Source organism: Gracilibacillus oryzae (assembly GCF_009498735.1).
Classification (GTDB): Bacteria; Bacillota; Bacilli; order Bacillales; family Amphibacillaceae; genus Gracilibacillus; species Gracilibacillus oryzae.
The window spans coordinates 23300-44145 of the sequence record NZ_ML762428.1 but is presented as its reverse complement, the minus strand read 5'-3'; the positions used below and the strand labels follow the sequence as shown (position 1 = coordinate 44145).

Sequence of the window (20846 nt, the reverse complement as noted above, 5' to 3'; positions counted from 1 at the left end):
TACTGAATTAAGAAGGGCATGATTTATTTTGACACAGCATTTTATAAAAGGTGTAGATATATCTATCTTAAATGAAATAGAAAGATTCGGAGGTGAATATTTCTTAGATGACAAAAAAGAAGATTTAATAGAGATATTGAGAACTAAGGGGATCAATCTAGTAAGATTACGATTATGGGTAGATCCATATGATGCTATGGGTAATCCTTACATGGGTGGAACGAATGATTTAGCTACAACAATAAGCTTAGCGAAAAGAATTAAAGAAAAGGGCATGAAATTCATGCTGGATCTTCATTATAGCGACTTTTGGACAGATCCAAAAAAGCAACAGAAACCAAAGAGTTGGGAAAATTTAAGTGGAAAGGAGTTAGAAGATAAAGTATATCAATATACAAAAGATGTACTCATAACTTGTAAGCAAAATCGGGTAACTCCCGAATATATACAAATAGGAAATGAGATTACAAATGGAATGTTATGGCCATATGGAAAAACACCAACATTTCTGTGGAAAGAAAAAGAATTTGAGGAATGGAGGGGAGAGGAGAGAAGGAAATCATATGATCAGTTAGCAAATTTATTAAATGCGGGTACTAAGGCAGTTAGAGAGATAAGTTCTGAATTAAAGATAATTCTTCACTTAGATTTTGGGGGGGCGAATAATTTATATAGAATTTGGTTTGATGAGATAAGTGACAGAAATGTAGATTATGATATTATCGGTCTCTCCTATTACCCTTATTGGCATGGAAGTCTAGAAGAATTAGAATTTAATTTATTAGATATCGGAAAACGCTATGAAAAGGATTTAATGGTTGTAGAGACTGCCTATGCCTTCACAGATAAAGTTCCAGAAGGGGAAGACAGTATTTTTAGTAAGGAATTAGCGGATATTGCCGGATATCCACCCACCGTTGATGGGCAAGTACAATTTCTAACAGACTTAATGGATATATTAAAAAAAATTGATAACCAAACCCATAAAGGTCTAGGGATTGTTTATTGGGAACCAGCATGGTTACCGGTGAAAAATACAAGTTGGGCAAGCCTAGAAGGGATGAAATATGGAAATGATATAGGAAATCCTGGTAATCATTGGGCAAATCAGAGTTTGTTTGATTTTAAGGGAAATGCACTAAAGTCATTAAATGTTTTTAAATTATTTTAAAAAAAGGAGAATTAATAATGATAAGGAAAATAGTAATTAGTTTTTTTATGTGTTTATTGTTTATAGCTTTTAATCTAAATGATAGTGAATTATTAGCGAATGAATTCATTATGGGAGGAGACATATCGATGTTAGAAGAAGTAGAGGATTTAGGTGGAAAATTTTATGAAGATGGCATAGAGCAAGATGCAATGGAGATATTAAGTTCTAATGGTATGAACTATGTGCGCTTAAGATTGTGGGTAGATCCATATGACAGTGAAGGGAATCCTTACGGTGGAGGTACCAATGACTTAGATACAACTATTTCATTAGCTAAGCGAGCTAAAGCCCTTGGAATGAATATTTTATTAGATATCCATTACAGTGATTTTTGGGCAGACCCAGGAACTCAAACTAAACCTAAAGCATGGCAAGAGCTGTCCTACCCTGAGTTAAAAACTCAAGTTTATCAATATTCTAAAAATGTTATTGAGCGCATGGAGCAGCAAAATATACTTCCAGATATGGTTCAAATCGGTAATGAAACGACTGCAGGGGTATTATGGGCTGATGGTAAAGTAGGTGAAGGTAATAATAACTTCACTCAGTTAGCGGAACTATTTTCAGCCGGAATATCAGGTATAAAGGATGCTCTAACCAGTGAAGAAGATATAGAAATAGTTTTACATCTTGATCATGGAGGGGATAATAGCTTATATCAATGGTGGTTTGATAATATAACTGCATTAGGAGTAGATTTCGATATAATTGGTTTGTCTTATTATCCATTCTGGCATGGTACGATGGGTGAGTTACATTACAATCTAAATAATATTAGTAAACGGTATAATAAAGATGTTATGATAGTAGAGACTGCATACGGATTTACTTTAGACGATGGGGATGGATTGGGTAATTCATTTTTTGAAACAGAAGAGAGTGTTGGGGGTTACCCAGCTACCCCAGAAGGGCAAATTCAATATATGAATGATTTAAAAGAAATTGTAAAAGACATTCCTAACAATCGAGGACGAGGTATTTTCTGGTGGGAACCAACATGGATACCAGTAGAGGGTGCTAATTGGGGAACTGAAGCAGGTAAGTTATATAATAATGACACTGGATTACTATCCAATCCATGGGATAATCAAACACTATTCGATTTCAATGGAAATGTATTAGAGAGTGTGTCAATATTTAGAAATAAAACCACTAAAAATAACTTCGTGAAAAATAATGACTTTGAAAATGACGGGTGGACGAATACACCTTCAGATTGGGGAGTATGGGCAGAAGATAGCGCAGATACAAATGCTGTATTTGTTGAAGACCCGGGTATTAATGGGGACTATAAGCTAACCCATTGGAGTAACAATGATTATACTGTCTCTACATATCAAACAATAACTGATCTTGAGGATGGCAATTATACATTTTCAGCGTGGGTATTAAATAGTGGTGGACAAGATGATGCATATATTTACGCAAAGAATTATGGTGGCCAAGAACTTCAGACGAAATTACCTGTAAGCCCGTCTAAGTGGGTTAAAATAGAGATAAAAGATATAAATGTGACTAACGGTCAATGTGATATAGGTATTATATCGTATGCACATGCTAACAATTGGATTAACGTGGATAATGTCAAGTTCTTTAAAAGTAACTAATGCAAAAGGAGAATAATATGAAATTCAAACCAGTGAGCGAAAAAATACCAAAAATGCTGCATGGAGCAGATTATAATCCGGAACAGTGGGAGAAATACCCTGAAGTACTGAAAGAAGATATTCGTTTGATGAAGCTAGCTAATTGCAATGTGATGTCTGTCGGGATTTTCTCATGGGCGAAGTTAGAGCCCGAAGAAGGAACGTTTAACTTTGAATGGATGGATAATATTTTAGATACCTTCTCAGAAAATGGGATATACGCTTTTTTAGCAACACCAACAGGGGCTAGACCTGCATGGATGTCGGAAAAATATCCGGAGGTCTTGAGAGTAGCAGCAAATCGTGTACGGAACCTGCATGGCAGAAGACATAATCATTGTTACACTTCACCCGTTTACCTTGAGAAGACAGAGATCATAAATACAAAAATAGCGGAGCGTTATTCCGATCATCCTGCTGTGATTGGCTGGCATATTTCGAATGAATATGGCGGAGATTGCCATTGTTCTTATTGTCAGGATGCTTTCCGAAACTGGCTCAAGGAAAAATATAAAACATTGGATGCTTTGAATGATGCGTGGTGGACAACTTTTTGGAGTCATACGTATACAAACTGGTCCCAAGTCGAATCACCTGCACCCCACGGGGAAACAATGGTGCATGGGCAGAATCTGGATTGGCGGCGCTTTGTTACAGATCAAACGTTAGACTTTTATCGTCATGAAGTAAAACCATTCAAGCAGGTGAATCCGGATATTCCTGTAACAGCGAATTTTATGGAAGCGTTCTCTGGACTCAATTATGCAAAGTTCGCTGATGATTTAGATGTTGTGTCATGGGATTCTTATCCGAAATGGCATGGGGAAGAAGATGCGACAGCATTAGCCGCATGGACGGCGATGAATCATGACTGGTTCCGTTCCATTAAAGACGGGAAACCATTCTTGTTAATGGAAAGCACACCAAGTATGACAAACTGGCAGCCGATCAGTAAGCTGAAAAAGCCGGGAATGCATAAGCTGTCATCCTTGCAGGCAGTGGCTCATGGTGCTGATTCGGTGCAGTATTTCCAATGGCGGAAAAGCAGGGGATCAAGTGAGAAGTTTCATGGTGCAGTAGTAGATCATGTCGGGCATGAAAATACACGCGTTTTCCAGGATGTGAAGGAACTTGGTGCAAATCTTGACAAATTAGATGAAATAGCAGGAACAACAGTAAATGCTGAAGTTGCGGTCATTTTTGATACCGAAAACCGCTGGGCTGTTAAAGATGCACAAGGTCCAAGAAACAGCGGGATTCACTATGAAAAAACGGTGAGAGAACATTACCAGGCATTCTGGGAACAGGGCATTAGTGTAGATGTCATTGACATGGAGAAGGATATTTCGAAATACAAACTGGTAATTGCTCCAATGTTGTATATGGTGAGACAAGGTGTTGGTGAGAAGATCGAGCAATTTGTTCAAAATGGGGGTACCTTTGTTGCAACATACTGGTCAGGGGTTGTAAATGAAACAGACTTAACTTTTCTAAATGGATTTCCAGGTCCTTTACGTAAAACACTGGGAATCTGGTCAGAAGAAATTGACAGTTTATATGAAGGTGAAATAAACATAATGGAAGCTGCATCCAATAATTCGTTCGGTTTAGAAGGAGAATATGAGGCAAGAGAGCTATGTGATCTTATCCATCTGGAAGGTGCTGAGGCATTAGCTTATTATAAAGACGATTTTTATGCAGGCAGACCGGCACTTACGGTGAATAACTTTGGTGAAGGAAAAGCATATTACATTGCTTCAAGAAATGATCATGCCTTTCATCAGGATTTTTACAGTGAGTTAGCGGATCAGTTGCAACTTGAAAAAGCAATAGATGGAGTATTGCCAAAAGAAGTGAGCGCACAGATAAGAACAGATGGAAAAAATGATTTTCTATTTTTAATGAATTTTTCTAATGAAACAAAAGAAGTCTTTCTTCCTGATCAGTCATATGTGGATATGTTAACTGGAAGTGAAGTGTCACAGCCGTTGTTGCTGGAAGGCTATGGAGTGGAAGTTCTGAAAAAATAAGAACACAAATACGTTTCATAGAAAGGTGTGGTGAGATGAAAATAACTAAAATAGAAACATATTTAGTTGAACCACGATGGTGTTTTGTAAAAATTGAAACAGATGAAGGAATAGTTGGCTGGGGAGAGCCTGTTGTCGAAGGTCGCGCTGCAACGGTTGAGGCAGCTGTACATGAGTTAGCGGATTACTTAAGAGGCAAAGATCCAATGCGAATTGAAGATCATTGGAACGTCATGTACCGTGCAGGCTTTTATCGTGGCGGACCAATTTTAATGAGTGCGATTGCAGGGATTGACCAGGCATTATGGGATATAAAAGGGAAGTACTTTGACGCACCTGTTTATCAATTACTTGGCGGTGCATGTCGGGAATCGATCCGCGTCTATTCCTGGATAGGCGGAGACCGGCCAAGTGATGTCGGAAAAGCAGCTAAAGCTGTTGTTGATGCAGGTTTTACAGCTGTGAAGATGAACGGGACAGAAGAATTACAGTACATTGATTCATATGAAAAAATTGATCAGACAATTGAACGAATTGCTGCAATAAGGGAGGCTGTAGGCGATTATATTGGGATAGGCGTCGACTTCCATGGCCGGGTGCATAAGCCAATGGCAAAAATTTTAGCGAAAGAATTGGAAGCATTTCGCCCAATGTTTATCGAAGAGCCGGTTTTATCCGAGAACAATGAAGCATTGCGGGAAATTGCCAATCATACAAGCATTCCGATAGCAACAGGGGAAAGAATGTATTCCAGGTGGGATTTTAAACATTTGTTAGCAGATGGCTATGTCGATATCATTCAACCTGATTTATCACACGCAGGTGGAATTACAGAAGTGAAGAAAATTGCTTCAATGGCTGAAGCGTATGATGTAGCTATTGCACCACACTGTCCTTTAGGCCCAATTGCACTGGCTGCCTGTTTGCAAGTGGATGCGACAACGCATAATGCATTTATTCAAGAACAAAGTCTGGGTATTCACTACAACCAGGGAAGTGATTTATTGGACTATATTTTAGATCGATCAGTTTTTGATTATAAGGATGGGCATGTCAAGATCCCGCAAGGTCCGGGACTGGGAATCGAAATAAATGAAGAAAAAGTGAAGGCAATGGCAGAGAAACGTCATAATTGGAGAAACCCGATTTGGCGTCATGAAGATGGAACGGTTGCTGAATGGTAGAAAGGAGGAGGGAATAATGGATGTCGTCACATTAGGGGAATCCATGATATTATTCACACCAGAATCGAATGGCCTGATGCGATATGCGCCAGTTTTTTCGAGGAAGATTGGTGGGGCTGAATCAAACGTTGCGATTGGACTGGCAAGACTGGGATATCGAACAGGCTGGATTAGCAAAGTTGGTGATGATGAGTTTGGACGTGCGATGATTTCCTTTATCAGAGGGGAAGGAGTGGATGTATCACAAGTAAAATCCGCCCCTAGTGCTCCAACAGGAATTTATTTCAAGGAATTGCGTAAGAGTTCTGATGTAAGGGTGCAATATTACCGTAAAGGATCAGCGGCCAGCACGATGGCGAAATCAGATGTTTCAGAGGAATACATCGCACAGGCAAGCTATTTACACATAACAGGGATTACTCCTGCACTGAGTGAAAGTTGTTATGAGACAATGTTGGAAGCAATTAGAATCGCGAAAAGGAATAATGTGAAAGTTATTTTTGACCCGAATTTAAGAGAAAAACTGTGGGTAAGCAAAGAAAAAGCACAACAAGTTTTGCTCGAGATTGCCTCTCAATCAGATATTATTTTGCCGGGAATGAGTGAAGCAGCCTATCTTTTCGGTGAGAAAGAGCCTGCTGACTATGCCGAAAGCTTTTTCAAACTTGGTGCAGAGTTTGTGATTTTAAAAGCTGGCAAGGAAGGAACCTATTATTATTCAGAAGCACAATCAGGATTTGCTGCAAGTTTTCCTGTTGAGCAGGTTGTAGATCCAGTCGGTGCAGGGGACGGTTTTGCTGCTGGTTTTATTTCTGGATTACTAGACGGCATGACGCTTGAGGAATCGGTACAACGCGGAAATGCGATTGGTGCAATGGTAACAATGGTGAATGGAGACGTCGAGGGGTTACCGGAAAAGGCGGAAATTGATCGTTTTATTAAACCAGCGAAAGACGATGTCAGTCGCTAAAAGAGGTGGACAAATGGACATTCTACAAACAATTTATCAAAATAGATTAGTAGGGATTATTCGCGGGATAAAGCCTGACGATATTTTACCTGTTGCGAAGGCTCTGCATGCTGGCGGGATCCACACATTGGAAGTAACAGTTGATACACCTCAGGTTTTACAAATAATTGAAAAGTTAAGAAGGGAATTACCAGAACAAGTGATTGTCGGAGCTGGTACAGTGCTGGATGCCGAAACAGCACGAGCAGCCATTATGGCAGGGTCACAGTTTATTTTTTCGCCTACAGTAAACATCGATACCATTCAAATGACGAAACGTTATGGTGTTGTAAGTATTCCGGGGGCGTTGACACCGACAGAAATACTTACAGCATATGAAGCTGGCGGAGATGTTATAAAAGTGTTTCCGGCAAGAGCAGCAGGTCCCGCATATATGAAAGATGTGAATGGTCCCCTGCCTCATATTCCATTAATGCCTACTGGCGGTGTAAGCCTTGATAATGTAAATGACTATTTTAAATCAGGAGCAGTAGCGGCAGGACTGGGCAGCTCACTTGTGAAAGCAAAGGATAGTTATCGTGAAGAGGATTTAACCGAATTGACGAACAGGGCAAAAATGTATGTGGAAAAATTAACAGGAATAAGCAGGGAAGAATAATCGTGAGTTGATGCACTTCGTTTGATGATAACTTCTGATCACAAGCACCGCTTCTCCTCTAATAAGGAGAAGTGGTGAGAATTCAGGACCTAACGAAATGGACCAAAAATAACATAACAAAAGAGATCCCAACCATACAAGCAACCCATAGCCATGCCATTTGCATATCACCGGAATCGATTGCGATATAAATGGCTGTCGGGGTTGTTTGTGTCTTTCCTGGAATGTTTCCGGCAAACATCAGAGTAGCACCAAATTCTCCTAATGCACGGGCAAAACTTAAAATCCCGCCAGAGATCAGTGATTTGCTTGCAAGCGGGATAGAGACGAACAAGAATAATTTCCATTCTCCAGCACCATCGACACGTGCGGCATTTTCAATATCTTGATCAACAGCTTCCAGTCCTGTCTTAAACGATTGATACATCAATGGAAAAGCAACGACAGTAGAGGCAATCACGGCAGCCCAATAGGTAAACATCACAGGCTGCTGAAAGAGTGTCTCAATCATCTGGCCAATCAGGCTGTTTCTTCCGAAAATGATAATTAATAAAAAACCGACAACAGTTGGCGGCAATACTAATGGCAATAGGAAAATTGTTTCCAGCAGCGATTTCCCTTTGAACTTCTTGTTTGCCATAAATCTTCCGATAATCAATGCTAATACAACTACAATCAGAATCGACAGGGAAGCTACTTCTAATGACAGTTTGACAGGTGACCAGAAATTGGCGGGCAGTGTATTATTTCAGTCCTTTAAATCCGTAATTTTCAAAAATCTCTAGAGCGTGCTCTGATTGAAGGTATTCGTAAAATTGTTCTGCTTCTTCAGGATAAGGTGTATTTTTTATGATACCAACAGGATAAACAATTGGTGTGTGTAAGTCTGCTTCAGCAGTTGCGACGACCTCTACCTCCTGGGAAACAAGTGCATCTGTTTGATAGACAATGCCTGCATCGACATTGCCTGTATCCACATATGCAAGGACTTGCCGAACATCTTTGGCATAAACCATTTTTTCTTCAACCGTATTCCATATTTTTAAGTTCTCTAATGTTTCTTTTGCATATTTCCCGGCAGGTACTGATGCTGGTGTTCCAATTGAAATTTTAGCAGCTTTACTAAGTTCTGCAAAACTGCTGATCTCAGAATCTTTTGGTGTGATTAACACTAACTGATTTTGCAGGAGAGCAGTGCTGTTCGCTTCATCAATCAGCTCTTCTTCCAATAGTAGAGCAAATTTATCTTCAGCTGCTGAAAAATATAAATCAACTGGGGCACCTTGTGTGATTTGCTGCTGCAGGGAACCCGAACCACCAAAATTGTAATTTACTTGAATGTCCGGGTATTCTTGTGAAAAATCAGCCCCAATTTCGGTTAAGGCATCTTGTAAACTTGCAGCAGCAGAAACGGTAAGTTCCACTTCTTCTGATGTAGCCTGATTCTTGGCACAGCCGGCTAAATTTATCATTAATATAATGCATATCATTAAGATGGATATATTTTTGATCATAGTTATGCTCCTGTTGTTGTATTAATTATCCTAATTATAATGAGATATAGCGAATGATACAATGAAAAAAGTCACGAGACGAAGAAGCAGAAAGCCTTGAATACAAAAAAAGAGCCCCCTCTCTTTAAAAAAAGGGGATTCCAAAACATCAACTAAACCGTTAAATACCGATACACTTCCTCATCTTCCACATTCGCTATCGGACTGCTGTAAACTATCGATCCATGATCAATAACATAAAGGTGGTCCGCCACATTTTTCACAAAATCCAGATTTTGTTCAACTAAAATCATCGATGTTTGGGAGGATTGTTTAATATCCATAATTACCGCTTGAATTTCTTCAACGATATTTGGCTGAATTCCTTCTGTTGGTTCATCCAGTAATAAAAACGAAGGATTAGAGACAAGTGCCCGGGCGATTGCCAGCTGTTGCTGCTGCCCGCCACTCAAATCACCGCCATTTCTTTTGGCAAAATCTTTCAGGATAGGGAAGTATTCATAGACTTGCTCATTAATTGTCTTTACATTACCAGCTTCTAAACCTAATTGGAGATTTTCAAGCACCGTTAATTTCGGGAAAATTTCTCTTCCTTGTGGTACATATCCACTGCCATTCCGGGCACGCTGTGAGGGCCGGTCTTTCGTAATATCTCCTGATTTGTATTGAATTTTGCCATTCTTCGGCTGGATCAGACCGATTATCGTTTTCAGCAGTGTTGTTTTTCCAACACCATTTCTGCCCATCACGCAAATAACCTGATTTTCTTCCACATTCATATTGATTGACCGAATGACCATACTGTCTTCATAACCAGCTTCAAGATCCTGTATTGACAACATCTGACTCAACCTTTCTTCCCAGATAAACTTCACGCACTTTACTGTTATTTTGAACTTGCTCCATACTTCCTTCAAATAATAATTGACCTTCATGCATTACGGTGACAACGTCCGCATATTCTTTGACAAAATCCATATCATGCTCAACGATCAATACTGCACGTTCTTTCGCAATCTGTGTTATCAGTTCCCCGGTTTTATCTCGTTCTTTCTTTGACATACCGGCAATTGGCTCGTCAAGCAGAATAATATCAGGCTCCTGGATGAGAACCATGGCAATTTCCAGCCATTGCTTTTGCCCATGTGCCAGTGAACCGGCTAATTCGTTTCGGACTTTTTCCAAACCGATCAGGTTCAGCATTTCCTCTATTTTATCCTTCTCCTGTTTGGTCCATTTCGCCCTTAGTATGGAGAACAAGCCTTTCTTTTGTTTCATCGCGATTTCCAGATTTTCGATTACTTTTAGCTGCGGGAAGATCGATGGTGCCTGAAACTTTCTCGCAATACCTTGATGAACAATCTGATTTTCACTCATTTTTGATAATTCGCGCTTTCCGTGTAATTGAATGTTCCCCTGCGTTGCCCTTGTTTTTCCGCAAATAACATCCAATAAGGTTGTTTTCCCTGCACCATTTGGACCGATAACAAAATGGACACGATTAGGTTGTACAGAGAAATCAAGCTGATTGATGGCCTTAAAACCACTAAAGTCTACTATAACTTTTGCTAACTTCAATACTGGCTGTGTCATTTTGTTTTTGTCTCCTTTCCTTCCATTTCGTGAAAAGTCCTGTTATGCCTTTTGGTAAAAAGACGACAACTAATACGAACATTAGGCCTAAGAAATATGTCCAGAATTCCGGATAGGATTCACTAAAGCCTGTTTTCGCTGCATTGACAAACACAGCTCCGATTACTGGTCCGATCAATGTCCCGCGTCCGCCTAATGCAACCCAAAGCACCATTTCAATCGAAGGGATAATGCCGATCATTGTTGGTGAGATAATCCCGACTTGTAAGACAAACAGCATTCCGGCAATTCCGGCAATAGCTGCAGACAGTGTGTAAACAAATGTTTTATAAGTTGATGGATTGTAGCCCAAGAACCGCATCCGGTTTTCTCCATCACGTATACCAACTAATACCTTGCCAAATCTACCTTTGACAAGAATGCGGCAACTAATGAAAATAATGGCAAGTACTCCAACTGTAATGAAGTAAAAGACCATTTGTGAAGCAGGGGAGTTAACAGAATATCCGAAAAGTGTCTTAAAATTGGTTAATCCGCTTGTACCGCCTGTTAAATTCTGTGCACCAACAAATAGTGTGACAAGCACAAGGACAAGTGCCTGTGACAAAATCGTAAAATAAACACCACTAATCCGATTGCGGAAGGTTAAGTAACCTAAGAAAAAGGCGATGGCCGCAGGAATCAATATACCGAGGGCGATAGCGACAATGGGATATTGAAAAGGAATCCAGATCAATGGCAATTCCGACATGCCGCTCCATGCCATAAAGTCAGGCAACTGTCCGCCTGTTGCTTCGAGTTTCAAGTACATTGCCATTGCATATGCACCAAGCCCGAAGAAGATTCCATGACCTAAACTCAACACACCCGTGTATCCCCACAGTAAATCCAGCCCGATCGCCAAGATAGCAAATGCCAGAAACTTTCCTAGTAGATTCAAACGAAAATCTGTTAAAAATAATGGGGCAAATAATAAAAGTATCAAAATGACACTGAATATAATTCTATTATTAAAGAGTTTTTGACTAATCATATTTTAACTCTCCTAATCTAATGATCTTGATCGATTGATAACAATTCCTGAAGGGCGCCATTGCAAGAAGGCAATAATCAGGATGAAAATCAATACTTTTCCTAAAGTTGCATTTGTTAAAAATTCAAATATCGTATTAAAAATTCCGATACCAAATGCTCCGGCAACTGCGCCAAACAGAGCACCGACACCTCCGACAACAACGACCATGAATGCATCAATAATATAACTTGTTCCGATGGTTGGACCAATTGCTCCTAATAATGTCAGGGCACATCCAGCAACTCCAGCTAATCCGGAACCAATCGCGAATGTAAGCATATCTACTTTCCGTGTTGAGACACCCAGACATTCAGCCATCTGGCGGTTTTGCATTACTGCACGGACACGTCTTCCGCTTGCTGTACGATAGAAATAATAGAAAATACAGGCTAAACAAATAAGGGATAATAGCAGGATAAATATTCTGGAGTAGGGGAAGGTGATCGAACCTAACTCCAAACCTCCGTTTAAAAAGCTCGGACTTTGTACCCCAACATTGGGCGCACCAAAGATCGTTCGAGCCAGCTGCTGCAAGATAAGTCCAACACCCCATGTTGCCAGCAAACTGTCCAATGGCCGTTTATACAAATGGCGGATTAAGGAAACTTCCAGTAACACACCAACCCCGGCAGCGACAATTAATGCTAGAGGGATAGACAAGATAAAATATAAATCGAAATACTTTTCAGGTGCATACTGCATAAAAATATTCTGGACCAGATAGGTAATATAGGCACCAACCATGATCAGTTCCCCGTGCGCCATGTTGATTACATTCATTAATCCGAATGTAATGGCAAGGCCTAATGCGATAAGCAGAAGGATGGAACCTAAGCTGATTCCGTTAAACAATGTTAATATCATCTCAGTCATAGAAAAGTTCCTCTCTGTTTCATTCGAATCGTTTTTTCTTTACTAATGAGAGAGAGAATGAAGATTAGTTTTTCTTCATTCTCTGTTCAATTGGTTATTCTAAAGATTCGCTTAACTCACTTGCCCATTCATATTCTTCTAGATATGGATCCGGCTTAATTGGTTCATCAGAGCTCCAGACTTCATTAATCAAACCATCACTCTGTACCTCTCCGATTCGGACAGTCTTGTAAACATGCTGATTATCTCCGTCAATCGTAACTGTACCATTTGGTGCATCGAATGTAATTCCTTTTGCCGCTTCTCTCACTGCATCAACATCTGTTGTGCCAGCCGCTTCTACCGCTTGTGCCCATAGATAGACTCCAAAGTAACCAGCTTCGATCGGGTCAGCTGTTACTGCATCTTCGCCATATTCTGCTTTATAATTTGCTACAAACTCTTCATTTTCAGGCGTATCTGTTGTCTGATAGTAATTCCAGCTTGTTAAATGTCCTGCAATGACATCTGCGCCGATACCTTTAATTTCTTCTTCTGCTACACTTACTGAAAGGACAGTGATGTCATCAGAGGAAATTCCTGCATCGTTTAATTGTTTGAAGAAAGCAACATTGCTGTCCCCATTTAATGTATTAAAAATCACATCTGGATTCTCGCTTTTAATTTTTGCAATGATCGTATTGTAATCGGTATGGCCTAATGGTGTGTATTCCTCACCAGTCAATTCGCCGCCTTCTGCTTCTAATTGTGCTTTAATTGCTGCATTGGCAGTTCTTGGGAAGACATAATCAGAACCTAATAAGAAAAATGATGATCCTTTGTTTTCCAATAACCAATTCACTGCTGGTACAATCTGCTGGTTTGGTGCTGCACCTGTATAGAAGATATTTGGTGATGCTTCCATTCCTTCATATTGAACAGGATAGAATAACAGCCCATTGTTTTCTTCGACAACTGGCAGCATTGCTTTTCGGCTGGCTGATGTCCAACCACCAAAAATAGTGGCAACCTGATCTTGCTGTAATAGTTTGTTAGCTTTCTCAGCAAATGTCGGCCAATCGGATGCACCATCTTCAATCACTGGCTCAATTTGTTTCCCAAGCACACCGCCATTTTCATTAATTTCTTTAATTGCCAGTAATTCAGCTTGATGTACGGAAGTTTCACTGATTGCCATTGTTCCGCTTAAAGAATGTAAGATTCCGACTTTAATTGTGTCACTTTCTTCTGTAGCAGTTTCTGTCTCGCTTCCTGTTTCTGTTGGTTTTGCTTCATTTGTTTCTTCCGCTTTATCGGCATTTGCTGCGTTGTCCGCTGCCGAACATGCTGCCATTACTAATGTGAACAATAACATTAGCATGAATAATGTAAGTTTCTTTTTCATCGTTCCTGCCCCCATATCGTTAAATTAATTTACAAATATAAGATTATCAATGAAGCGACTTTAACTCTATTGTTATGTTAGATTAGTTAACATGGAATATACAAATACCTTACATAGGATGCGAGAAGATTAACAAGTAGGGCATGATTATATACAGGCAATGTAGTTAATAATGGTGATAAGCGAATTGTTTTTCTAGCAGCTAACCCTCTCAAACAAGGAAAAGAAATGAGGACGCTAAGGATTTTGATACATCTCACTTTATGATATTATGGAGCTGTATGGTGAAATATAGGGGGATTAGAAAGAGATGGAAATAATTATTTTACTCATAGTGATAGCCATCATACTAGTAGTTGCATACTTCTGGATCGGCAATTATTTTTATAATTTTGCCCTTAATGCGAAAAAAGAAAAGGAATTCATCACAGATAATCCTCACTTGGCAAAAAGTGAAGCAATACTGGAAGAGGTGGCAGAAGCAGCAAAACATAGTGATAAAAGGTTTAGAGAGCAGGTGCCCATATCCAGTTTGTCGGTCATTTCGCATGATAAGCTGAAACTGAAGTTACATGCGAATCTCTATCATCAGGAAGAGCAAAATCAAAAATGGGCCATTGTTGTACATGGATATGGATCAAAAGCGGCCGATATGGTCAGATGGGTGCGCGGCTTTTATGAAAAGGGATATAATGTACTTGTCCCAGATCTTCGCGGGCATGGAAAAAGTGAAGGCAATTATATTGGAATGGGCTGGCATGATCGTCTGGATCTTTTATTATGGATTGATGAAGTGCTGGCTATCAATCCAGATGCGGATATTGCGTTATACGGGATTTCAATGGGGGGAGCTACTGTTATGATGACATCAGGGGAAGACTTGCCCCCGAATGTAAAGGTGATTGTGGAGGATTGCGGTTATTCTTCCGTTGATGAAATTTTTGCTTATCAGCTAAAAGACTTATTTAAATTGCCGAAGTTTCCTGTGATCAATGCTGCCAGTACAGTTGCCAAACGAAAGGCAGGATTTGATTTGTATAAAGCTTCAGCTATAGAGAAGGTAAGCCAATGTAAAGTTCCGATGCTTTTTATTCATGGGAAAGAAGACAGTTTTGTACCATTTGAAATGCTGGATAAAGTGTATAATGCTGCAAATGTGGAAAAAGAAAGATTAATCATTCCAAATGCGGGGCACGGGGAGAGTGTTCAAGTTGATCCAGAGTTATATTGGACAACGATTTGGAGGTTTGTTGATCGATATATTGATTAGATGATTGGAATTTAATAGAAAACGCTATTTTAGTCAATGGTTTTTATGCCATTGGCTTTTTTAAAATGAGAGTTATATGATTGTATCGGCTTTAAGAGGAATATTTTAGTTAAAATAAATTAAACTGGAAAAGTGAGGGAAGAAAATGAGAGATTTCCCTTTAATATGGAGATAAAGCGGAAATGAAGGTGAAGGAGAGCGGAGATTTCCAGTTAATATGGAGATAAAGCGGAAATGAAGGTGAAGGAGAGCGGAGATTTCCGGTTAATATGGAGATAAAGCGGAAATGAAGGTGAAGGAGAGTGGAGATTTCCGGTTAATAAGAGGATAAAGCGGAAATGAAGGTGAAGGAGAGCGGGGATTTCCCGTTAATATGGAGATAAAGCGGAAATGAAGGTGGAGGAGAGTGGAGATTTCCGGTTAATATGAAAATAAACTGGAAATGTAAGTTAGGAAGCCCCGTGATTCAACTTTTATAAAAAAGACCGCCTGACAGTTTTATGCCAAGCGGTTCATTCCATTAGTGCTTAATTATTCTATTACACCAAACACAAAAGTAGTTTTAGCAGAATACTTTTCATCTTTATCCAGCCATACAGAAGGGAATCCGTCATGGTGAATTGATGCTGGGGAGGCTTGCGTTTCTAAACATAAACCTAAATATCTTACTGATTCACGTTCACGCAGTTTTAATCCTTCAGGCAAGTTATTGGAAGTATACATTACAACACCTGGCTGATCTGTGATAACTTTCAGCTCACGGCCGCTTGCTGTATCACGTACTGTTGCACTCACATCTTGTGAATGATCAAATAGGAAGTAATGATCATACCCATGATTCGCGACAAGATTTTGCTTGAATTCAGAGCTAACTCCGTCTTTCATTGGACGGCCTTGACGAAAATCAAAGGCAGTATTATCAACATCTACTATCTTACCTGTTGGAATTAAGGCTTCATCTAATTCCACAAATTTGCTGCTGTCGAGCTTGATTTCATGATCCTGAATATCTGTTTTTAAATTTCCACTTAAGTTAAAATACGAATGGTTCGTTGCAGTCAGAACAGTTTTCTGGTCTGCTATTCCTTCATATGCAATGGATAATTCATTTTGATTGTTTAACGTGTAGTTCACTGTCATACGAAGGTTGCCAGGATAGCCATTTTCCCCATCCGCACTTCTTAAAGTCAACGTTAAGCCAACTTCCTCATCCTTTTCAAAAGGTTCTGCTGACCAGATTGATTTATGGAAGCCAGGCTCACCGCCGTGCAGGTGATTTTCGCCTTCATTCTTTGGTACAGTGTAGGATTTACCATCAATCTCAAATTGACCGTTTTCAATTCGACCTGCTACACGTCCGATTAGTGCACCAAAATATCCGGGATTATCTAAATAGTCCGCATAATTATCAAATCCGATTACGACATTTTCTAATTTACCGTCACGATCTGGTGCGAGAATTTTTGTAATGATCCCGCCGAAATCCAGGATAGACACAGCCATGCCGTTATTATTCACTAAAGTGAATTCTTTCCATTGTTGGTCATTAACCGTAATTGCTTCTGCTTTCATTTCCATATCGTCATTCCTCCTGCTTGAGTGTAGGTTAAGCTGCTAAAGATGGTTTAGGAAACGTTTAAATTTACTTCTGCCATCTGCTGTTGTTTTAAATACACCAGCATCTTCTAATACTCTAGCAAACTTAAGACCTAATTCTTGTTCTACTATTAGGTTAACATTTTCTGTTGTGAAATTTGAATGCCTTTTCTTAATCGATTGTACCCAATCCTGATGGTATTCTGCAATGTTTACACTTGGATTAAGTAAATGTTTTTTAATTTCAACTAATTCATCTTTCAAACGTGGAGGAAGAACAGCAAGACCCATTACCTCAATCAGGCCGATATTTTCTTTTTTAATATGATGAACATCTTCGTGCGGATGAAATAATCCCATCGGATGTTCTTCTGTTTGTCTGTTGTTGCGCAGAACTAAGTCGATTTCAAACTGATTATCCCTCATCCTGACAATAGGGGTAATCGTATTATGTGGTGTTTCATTTGTAAAAGCATGAATCTCTGCAGCTTCATCACTGTATGTTCGCCATTTCTGCAAAATATAGTCAGCAGTATCAATAAGAAGGTGGCGGTCATTGTGACGCAAACGGATTACAGACATTGGCCATTGAATAACAGAGGCCTCTATATCTGGAAATTTTTCGATTTGAAAAGAAAATTCATCTTCTGCTTTTGTCATTGCGAATGTGTAATGACCGCCTTGATAGTGATCATGTGATAAGATGCTCCCGCCGACAATCGGCAAGTCCGCATTCGATCCAATAAAATAGTGGGGAAATTTCTCCACAAATTCGGTTAGTCTTGTAAATGAATCACGATTGATTTTCATTGGGCGATGCTCTTCTGCTAACACAATACAATGCTCATTATAATAGACATAGGGAGAATATTGCAGGAACCACTTTTCACCTTCTAATGGCACTTCAATAATACGGTGATTGGATCTTGCAGGGTGTCCGATTCTCCCGACATATCCTTCGTTCTCCACACTTAGGAGATTTTTCGGATAAGCAAGATCCTGTTTCATTTCCCGTTCGCGCCGGATCTGTTCAGGATCTTTTTCAGGCTTTGACAGATTTATCGTAATATCCAGCTCCCCATAATCAGATTCTGTTTTAAAGTGAATGTTTTTGGCAATCCTTTTTGTTTGAATGTAGTTGCTGTCTTTACTTAACTGATAAAAGTAATTGGTTGCCTGCTCTGGTGATTCCTTATATTTCTCGTAGAATAGGTGATTTATTTCAGAAGGCTTTGATAAAAAGACATTCATCACAAGTGCCTGCAGTTTTTCTTTTTCATCAAGCAGGTTTTCGATAATTCCCCTGTTCACAGCATCATCTGTAAGGAGTTCTAATAAATCAGGAATCGATTGATCAGAATCAGGACTACCTTTTTCCTCATAGTTATCTATTTTCACTATGCCCAATAGTTGGTTTCGGGCATAGATGGCATCACAAGGCTGAATGAGTTGTTTATCGATTGCTTTTTTTACAAGTGATTCAACGATTTGGGAAATGTCCGCCATATTTATGCCTCCTCATTGTAACCATTTGGCCTGCTCTGGTGCCAATTCCATGCATCTTTAATAATTCGTTTAATGTCTGTTCTTGTGGGATTCCAGCCAAGGAAGTCTTTCGCTTTATCTGAAGATGCAATCAGGGTACTGGGATCACCGGCACGTCTTGGCGCCACTTTTGCCGGGATTTCGTGGCCTGTAACTTCGCGTGCTGCATCAATAATTTCTTTGACAGTGAACCCTTGGCTGCTTCCAAGGTTGAAGATATTGCTTTCCCCGCCATTTTTTAAATAGTTGAGTGCAAGAATATGGGCATCAATTAAGTCTTCCACATGGATATAGTCACGGATACATGTACCATCAGGCGTGTTATAATCATCCCCAAAAATCGAAATATGTTCTCTCTGATCAAGTGCCACTTGCAGGACGATTGGAATAAGATGTGTCTCAGGGGTATGATCTTCCCCGATTTCACCTGTGCTTCTTGCTCCGGCAACATTAAAATAACGTAAGGAAACAAAACGGATATCATGAGCTTTTTCACACCAGTGCATCATTTTTTCCATTGTCAGCTTTGTTTCACCATAAGTGCTTGCAGGTACTGTTGGCATTGTTTCTGTTATAGGGATTTGTTCAGGCTCTCCATATGTTGCTGCAGTGGAGGAGAAGACAATATGCTTAATATTAAATTCGGTCATTGCCTGTAATAAAACTTGGGTGCCGTAAACATTATTGTCAAAGTATTTCAAAGGATTTTCCATCGATTCGCCAACTAATGAATTTGCCGAAAAGTGAAGGACACCATCGATTTGTTCATGAGAAAATACCTTACGCAAAAATTCAATATCACGTATATCGCCTTGATAGAAGCTGACATCTGGATGAACCGCTCCCTTATTGCCTGTTTCCAGATTATCAATTACAATCACTTCATGTCCTTGATCGTGCAGCTGGTAAACTGCGTGCGACCCAATGTAGCCAGCACCGCCCAGTACTAAAATTCTCATGTAAAATCCTCCTCAATATTTAATTCCTTCGCTCCATCACCGATTGCCGCAACATAGAATGTTGGTTCATAACCTATTTTCGTTTTATAGTCTTCCAGAATGTTATGTTTGAAAGTCTCTGTTTCTGATTTTTCCACAATAGCGATCGCGCATCCGCCAAATCCGGCACCTGTCATTCGTGAACCAAGCACCCCTTTTTGCTGCCAAGCAGTTTCGGCAATTGTATCCAATTCCACTCCGGTTACTTCATAATCATCACGTAAAGAGATGTGTGACTGGTTAACTAATTCGCCGAATGCTTCCAGTTCCCCTGCTTTTAATTTCTGTAAGGCTTCCAATGTCCGGGCATTTTCATAGACGGCATGTTTTGCTCTTCTCTGGTGAATTGGATCATTGATCAGTGTTTTATGCTGTTCAAACTGGTCTGGTGTAAGCTCACCAAGACTTCTAATTGACAATTCATTTTGTAAGTCTGCTAAAGCCTGCTCACATTCGCTTCTGCGTTCATTATATTTTGATGCGGCAAGTTCCCTGCGCTTATTGGTATTGATAATGATAATATCATGATTTTCCAGAATAATTGGGGCATACTCGAATTGTAAAGTATCACAATCCAGCAACATCGCATGATCTGTTTTCCCCATCCCGATGGCAAACTGATCCATAATACCGCTGTTCACGCCAATATAATGATTTTCTACCATTTGACCAATCTGGATCATTCTTACTCTGTCCAGATTAATAGAATACAAACCTTCTAATAAAACACCTGTCGCAAGCTCAATCGAAGCAGAAGAGGAGAGACCGGCACCGTTAGGGATATTGCCAGAGAAAAGCACATCAAAACCATGCTCAATCGCAAAGCCCTCTTTCAAAAAATAGTAAACCATTCCCTTTGGATAATTGGTCCAGTCATCTTCCTTTTTATAATCTAATTCGTCTAAAGAAACTTCTATTATTCCTTTGTCGGGGAAATTATCTGAGTAAAAGCGCAATTTCTTATCATGTCTCGGCAGGGCAAGTGCATATGTGCCAAAAGAGATGGCAGCAGGGAAGACATGCCCGCCGTTATAATCTGTATGTTCTCCAATCAGATTAATTCGGCCTGGTGCAAAAAAGACCCGTGGAGTGGCGCTTGTATGAAAAATATCATGAAATTTATTAACTAGTGTGGTAAGTTCCATTGTCCAAATCCTCCTTTATATAGTATAGGTTGTGACTTAATTAATTTAATTAACTAACTATATTGTAGCTGATATTGGAGTAAATGACAATAATATTTTGAGCGGGAAATGTGAAGGGAAACTTACAGATTGTTTACATTAAATTAATAAAT

Annotated in this window: 18 protein-coding genes; 7 read left to right on the top strand and 11 right to left on the bottom strand. The window is 39.6% G+C overall.

The window, feature by feature from the left end; translation table 11 throughout:
- The first annotated feature begins 28 nt into the window (after nucleotides 1–28).
- Genes F9U64_RS08385 through F9U64_RS08360 form a run of 6 tightly spaced genes read left to right on the top strand, consistent with a single transcriptional unit; the run spans nucleotide 29 to nucleotide 7701 of the window.
- A complete protein-coding gene (locus F9U64_RS08385; RefSeq protein ID WP_153402566.1) occupies nucleotides 29–1171 on the top strand; it encodes a glycoside hydrolase family 53 protein in 1143 nt (380 codons plus the stop codon).
- 17 nt (nucleotides 1172–1188) lie between these two features.
- Nucleotides 1189–2820 carry a glycosyl hydrolase 53 family protein gene (locus F9U64_RS08380; RefSeq protein WP_153402565.1) on the top strand — a complete coding sequence of 544 codons (1632 nt, stop codon included), beginning with the start codon at nucleotides 1189–1191 and terminating at the stop codon, nucleotides 2818–2820.
- Between the two features lie 17 nt (nucleotides 2821–2837).
- Nucleotides 2838–4889 carry a beta-galactosidase gene (locus tag F9U64_RS08375; RefSeq protein ID WP_153402564.1) on the top strand — a complete coding sequence of 684 codons (2052 nt, stop codon included), beginning with the start codon at nucleotides 2838–2840 and terminating at the stop codon, nucleotides 4887–4889.
- A gap of 35 nt (nucleotides 4890–4924) precedes the next feature.
- Entirely contained in the window at nucleotides 4925–6073 is a 1149-nt protein-coding gene (gene dgoD, locus F9U64_RS08370) for a galactonate dehydratase (protein WP_153402563.1), read from the top strand.
- Between the two features lie 16 nt (nucleotides 6074–6089).
- Nucleotides 6090–7043 carry a sugar kinase gene (locus tag F9U64_RS08365; RefSeq protein WP_153402562.1) on the top strand — a complete coding sequence of 318 codons (954 nt, stop codon included), beginning with the start codon at nucleotides 6090–6092 and terminating at the stop codon, nucleotides 7041–7043.
- Between the two features lie 13 nt (nucleotides 7044–7056).
- Entirely contained in the window at nucleotides 7057–7701 is a 645-nt protein-coding gene (locus F9U64_RS08360; RefSeq protein WP_153402561.1) for a bifunctional 4-hydroxy-2-oxoglutarate aldolase/2-dehydro-3-deoxy-phosphogluconate aldolase, read from the top strand.
- A gap of 82 nt (nucleotides 7702–7783) precedes the next feature.
- Here the strand turns inward: F9U64_RS08360 and modB are convergent, their stop codons facing one another.
- From modB to urtA, 7 genes are all read right to left on the bottom strand, one after another.
- Nucleotides 7784–8440, bottom strand: a complete 657-nt coding sequence (gene modB, locus F9U64_RS08355) for a molybdate ABC transporter permease subunit (RefSeq protein WP_153402560.1) — start codon at nucleotides 8438–8440, stop codon at nucleotides 7784–7786.
- A gap of 4 nt (nucleotides 8441–8444) precedes the next feature.
- Nucleotides 8445–9215: a molybdate ABC transporter substrate-binding protein gene (gene modA / locus F9U64_RS08350; protein WP_153402559.1), complete on the bottom strand. Its 771-nt coding sequence runs from the start codon at nucleotides 9213–9215 to the stop codon at nucleotides 8445–8447.
- Between the two features lie 152 nt (nucleotides 9216–9367).
- Nucleotides 9368–10057 carry an urea ABC transporter ATP-binding subunit UrtE gene (urtE, locus tag F9U64_RS08345; protein WP_153402558.1) on the bottom strand — a complete coding sequence of 230 codons (690 nt, stop codon included), beginning with the start codon at nucleotides 10055–10057 and terminating at the stop codon, nucleotides 9368–9370.
- Nucleotides 10035–10808 carry an urea ABC transporter ATP-binding protein UrtD gene (gene urtD, locus F9U64_RS08340; RefSeq protein ID WP_153402557.1) on the bottom strand — a complete coding sequence of 258 codons (774 nt, stop codon included), beginning with the start codon at nucleotides 10806–10808 and terminating at the stop codon, nucleotides 10035–10037. Before urtD ends, urtE begins: the two co-directional genes overlap by 23 nt.
- Nucleotides 10762–11841, bottom strand: coding sequence for an urea ABC transporter permease subunit UrtC (gene urtC, locus F9U64_RS08335; protein WP_153402556.1), 1080 nt, complete (start codon nucleotides 11839–11841; stop codon nucleotides 10762–10764). Before urtC ends, urtD begins: the two co-directional genes overlap by 47 nt.
- A 12-nt stretch (nucleotides 11842–11853) precedes the next feature.
- A complete protein-coding gene (urtB, locus tag F9U64_RS08330) occupies nucleotides 11854–12756 on the bottom strand; it encodes an urea ABC transporter permease subunit UrtB (RefSeq protein WP_153402555.1) in 903 nt (300 codons plus the stop codon).
- A 94-nt stretch (nucleotides 12757–12850) separates the two neighbouring features.
- Nucleotides 12851–14140, bottom strand: coding sequence for an urea ABC transporter substrate-binding protein (urtA, locus tag F9U64_RS08325; protein WP_194287315.1), 1290 nt, complete (start codon nucleotides 14138–14140; stop codon nucleotides 12851–12853).
- A gap of 310 nt (nucleotides 14141–14450) precedes the next feature.
- Between urtA and F9U64_RS08320 the strand changes: the two genes are divergently transcribed.
- Complete coding sequence (locus tag F9U64_RS08320; protein ID WP_153402554.1) at nucleotides 14451–15410, top strand: alpha/beta hydrolase; 960 nt, start codon at nucleotides 14451–14453, stop codon at nucleotides 15408–15410.
- 531 nt (nucleotides 15411–15941) lie between these two features.
- Here the strand turns inward: F9U64_RS08320 and F9U64_RS08315 are convergent.
- From F9U64_RS08315 to F9U64_RS08300, 4 genes are read right to left on the bottom strand one after another with little or no spacing between them, the layout of a single operon-like run.
- Nucleotides 15942–16988 (bottom strand): aldose epimerase family protein, encoded by a 1047-nt coding sequence (locus tag F9U64_RS08315; protein ID WP_153402553.1) that lies wholly within the window; start codon nucleotides 16986–16988, stop codon nucleotides 15942–15944.
- 36 nt (nucleotides 16989–17024) lie between these two features.
- Nucleotides 17025–18512, bottom strand: coding sequence for a UDP-glucose--hexose-1-phosphate uridylyltransferase (galT, locus tag F9U64_RS08310; protein WP_153402552.1), 1488 nt, complete (start codon nucleotides 18510–18512; stop codon nucleotides 17025–17027).
- A 2-nt stretch (nucleotides 18513–18514) separates the two neighbouring features.
- Nucleotides 18515–19510: a UDP-glucose 4-epimerase GalE gene (gene galE, locus F9U64_RS08305; protein ID WP_153402551.1), complete on the bottom strand. Its 996-nt coding sequence runs from the start codon at nucleotides 19508–19510 to the stop codon at nucleotides 18515–18517.
- Nucleotides 19507–20694, bottom strand: a complete 1188-nt coding sequence (locus tag F9U64_RS08300) for a galactokinase (RefSeq protein WP_153402550.1) — start codon at nucleotides 20692–20694, stop codon at nucleotides 19507–19509. Before F9U64_RS08300 ends, galE begins: the two co-directional genes overlap by 4 nt.
- Between the last annotated feature and the right edge of the window lie 152 nt (nucleotides 20695–20846).

Bases quoted from the DNA above. Each gene is read 5' to 3' on its own strand.
- F9U64_RS08380 (WP_153402565.1), top strand. From the start codon at position 1,189: ATGATAAGGAAAATAGTAATTAGTTTTTTTATGTGTTTATTGTTTATA.
- F9U64_RS08375 (WP_153402564.1), top strand. From the start codon at position 2,838: ATGAAATTCAAACCAGTGAGCGAAAAAATACCAAAAATGCTGCATGGA.
- dgoD (WP_153402563.1), top strand. From the start codon at position 4,925: ATGAAAATAACTAAAATAGAAACATATTTAGTTGAACCACGATGGTGT.
- F9U64_RS08365 (WP_153402562.1), top strand. From the start codon at position 6,090: ATGGATGTCGTCACATTAGGGGAATCCATGATATTATTCACACCAGAA.
- F9U64_RS08360 (WP_153402561.1), top strand. From the start codon at position 7,057: ATGGACATTCTACAAACAATTTATCAAAATAGATTAGTAGGGATTATT.
- modA (WP_153402559.1), bottom strand. From the start codon at position 9,215: ATGATCAAAAATATATCCATCTTAATGATATGCATTATATTAATGATA.
- urtE (WP_153402558.1), bottom strand. From the start codon at position 10,057: ATGTTGTCAATACAGGATCTTGAAGCTGGTTATGAAGACAGTATGGTC.
- urtD (WP_153402557.1), bottom strand. From the start codon at position 10,808: ATGACACAGCCAGTATTGAAGTTAGCAAAAGTTATAGTAGACTTTAGT.
- urtC (WP_153402556.1), bottom strand. From the start codon at position 11,841: ATGATTAGTCAAAAACTCTTTAATAATAGAATTATATTCAGTGTCATT.
- urtB (WP_153402555.1), bottom strand. From the start codon at position 12,756: ATGACTGAGATGATATTAACATTGTTTAACGGAATCAGCTTAGGTTCC.
- urtA (WP_194287315.1), bottom strand. From the start codon at position 14,140: ATGAAAAAGAAACTTACATTATTCATGCTAATGTTATTGTTCACATTA.
- F9U64_RS08320 (WP_153402554.1), top strand. From the start codon at position 14,451: ATGGAAATAATTATTTTACTCATAGTGATAGCCATCATACTAGTAGTT.
- F9U64_RS08315 (WP_153402553.1), bottom strand. From the start codon at position 16,988: ATGGAAATGAAAGCAGAAGCAATTACGGTTAATGACCAACAATGGAAA.
- galT (WP_153402552.1), bottom strand. From the start codon at position 18,512: ATGGCGGACATTTCCCAAATCGTTGAATCACTTGTAAAAAAAGCAATC.
- galE (WP_153402551.1), bottom strand. From the start codon at position 19,510: ATGAGAATTTTAGTACTGGGCGGTGCTGGCTACATTGGGTCGCACGCA.
- F9U64_RS08300 (WP_153402550.1), bottom strand. From the start codon at position 20,694: ATGGAACTTACCACACTAGTTAATAAATTTCATGATATTTTTCATACA.